General features: G+C 63.4%; 3 protein-coding genes. 1 reads left to right on the forward strand and 2 read right to left on the reverse strand.

All coding sequences use genetic code 11. From position 1 onward, the window contains the following. Positions 1–101: 101 nt before the first annotated feature. Together ACX80X_RS21095 and ACX80X_RS21100 are read right to left on the reverse strand one after the other, a co-directional pair. Positions 102–554 (reverse strand): DoxX family protein, encoded by a 453-nt coding sequence (locus ACX80X_RS21095; protein WP_252613722.1) that lies wholly within the window; start codon positions 552–554, stop codon positions 102–104. A gap of 162 nt (positions 555–716) precedes the next feature. Beyond that, the gene (locus ACX80X_RS21100; protein ID WP_252613721.1) at positions 717–1,214 is read right to left on the reverse strand and encodes a MarR family winged helix-turn-helix transcriptional regulator; all 498 of its coding nucleotides are present in this window, start codon (positions 1,212–1,214) and stop codon (positions 717–719) included. A gap of 102 nt (positions 1,215–1,316) precedes the next feature. Here ACX80X_RS21100 and ACX80X_RS21105 point away from each other — a divergent pair, with 102 nt between their 5' ends. Continuing rightward, positions 1,317–1,892: an NADPH-dependent F420 reductase gene (locus tag ACX80X_RS21105; protein ID WP_459313307.1), complete on the forward strand. Its 576-nt coding sequence runs from the start codon at positions 1,317–1,319 to the stop codon at positions 1,890–1,892. Positions 1,893–2,095: the final 203 nt, after the last annotated feature.

Here is a 2,095-nt window from a genome sequence, read left to right on the forward strand (position 1 = left end):
ACGCTCAGAATCATCCGATCGAGTCGGTAACCAAGAACGGCGCCCGGCACCCGTTTGTGCGGGTTCCGGGCGCCGTGCTTTGTCTTGAGGCTGCCTGCTGCTTAGGCCAGGGCTGCGATAGTGCGGTTCTGGCTGCGGCCGAAGACCAGGGCGTCGATGGAGAACCGGCCTGCCCCGACGATGGCGAGGGCTGCCGCGCCGGCCGCGAGGACGAGCACGAGTTCGTATCCGCCTTTGTCAGCGAAGATGCCGGCCGGCGCGTGGACCAGGAACAGGGCGCCGAGCATGTCCAGTGCCAGGAGGGCGGCCACTGGGCGGACCAGTACGCCAAGAATGATGGCGGCGCCCCCAAGGAGTTCCAGAACGCCGATGGCGGGAGCAACCAGCTGAGCAGCCGGTACCCCCATCTGAACGAAAGCGGCCTGCGTGCCCGGGATGGTGTATTCAAAGATCTTCTGCCAGCCGTGGGCAAAGAAGACAACGCCCACGGCCAGGCGCAGGACTGTACGGGCGAGATTGGACTGCGTGGCAGCGGGATAGACCGGAGAAGTCATGGGATCGTTCCTTTTGTCTTGGCTTCCTGAAGGGGGCGGTTCAAGCCCGGCCTTCGGAAGTTTAGTTGATGTTTCAAGTACCACTCTAAGAGTAAATGGTTGTTGCGTCAACTAATTTGTCGACTGTGCGCAGTATTTTCTGAGCGGGACTGGCGAGGGGGCTCATGCAGTCACGTCATGACGGCGATAGAGGGGCGCCATAGCCGCATCAGGATCCAGCCTCCCCAGGAGGGCATCGGCGATCCCCCGGAGCTGGCCGAGCTGTTCGGGAGTGAGCGCGTCAATGACGTGACTGCGGACGTTTGCCACATGGCCCGGCGCGGCTTCCAGGATTTTGCGCCATCCATCATCGGTGATGCGGGCGTTGGTTGCACGCCGGTCCTCGGGGCAGGGAAAGCGCTCCATTAGACCGCGCGCCTCGAGCCGCTTGACGACGTGGGACAGGCGGGGCAGCGTGGCGCTGGTCCGGGCCGCCAGGGCGGTCATTCGCAGGGTCCGGTCAGGGGCTTCGGAGAGCATCGCGAGCACGTAGTACTCAAAACTGGTCAGGTCCGCGTCACGGCGCAGCTGGGAGTCCAACACATTGGGCAGCAGCTCGACCACCGTATACAGCCGCACCCAGGCAGCCAATTCGTCTTTTGTAAGCCAGTTCGTTTCCATGGCTCCATTCTCTCCGAAGTTTGTTGTTGCGACAACTAACCTTAGCCGCTACTATTTAGTTGAAGCCTCAATCAACTGGGGTTCGAAACGAAGGAGACCGTTATGACCACTGTAAGCATCCTCGGAACGGGCAACATGGGCACGGCCATCGCCGGCATCGTTGAAAAGGGCGGCAACACCGTCCAGGTCCTCGGCAGCGAGGACACTGCCCAGGCGGTCACCGGTGAGATTGTCGTCCTGGCCGTTCCCTACCCCGCCGTGCAGGAGATCCTGGCCCAACGTGCTGGCCAGCTCGCCGGCAAGATCATCGTGGACATCACCAACCCGTTGAACTTTGAAACCTTCGACTCCCTGACCGTGCCGGCTGATTCCTCGGCCGCTGCCGAAATCCAGGCCGCGCTACCGAACTCCCACGTGGTGAAGGCCTTCAACACCACCTTCGCGGCCACCCTGGCCGCGGGCGAGATCGCCGGGCAACCCACCACTGTGCTGATCGCCGGGGACGACGCCGACGCGAAATCCCGGCTCGCGGAGGTCATCACTGCCGGCGGCCTGCGCGCCATTGATGCCGGCTCACTGCGACGGGCACGTGAGCTGGAGGCAAAGGGCTTCCTTCAGATCGCCCTCGCGGCCGGCGAGAAGATCGCCTGGACCGGCGGCTTCGCCGTCCAGGCCTAACCCAGCCGTCAACCCAACTCCGCAGCACCGCATTTCCCCGGGAGCCGGCCAGCCTTCATTCTGGCCGGCTCCCGTCACACTTGTGGCCCCCATACCGAGGAAGAATTACCTCCGATGCCAGTCTCCCCCGTCCGGCTGAACCACGCCGTACTATTCGTCACCGACCTTGACCGGGCCGAGCGCTTCTACACCCACGTCTTCAG

This window comes from Pseudarthrobacter sp. MDT3-1, assembly GCF_054510755.1.

What these genes read in the sequence shown, in the direction of transcription:
- ACX80X_RS21100 (WP_252613721.1), bottom strand. Translation starts at nt 1,214, where the DNA reads ATGGAAACGAACTGGCTTACAAAAGACGAATTGGCTGCCTGGGTGCGG.
- ACX80X_RS21095 (WP_252613722.1), bottom strand. Translation starts at nt 554, where the DNA reads ATGACTTCTCCGGTCTATCCCGCTGCCACGCAGTCCAATCTCGCCCGT.
- ACX80X_RS21105 (WP_459313307.1), top strand. Translation starts at nt 1,317, where the DNA reads ATGACCACTGTAAGCATCCTCGGAACGGGCAACATGGGCACGGCCATC.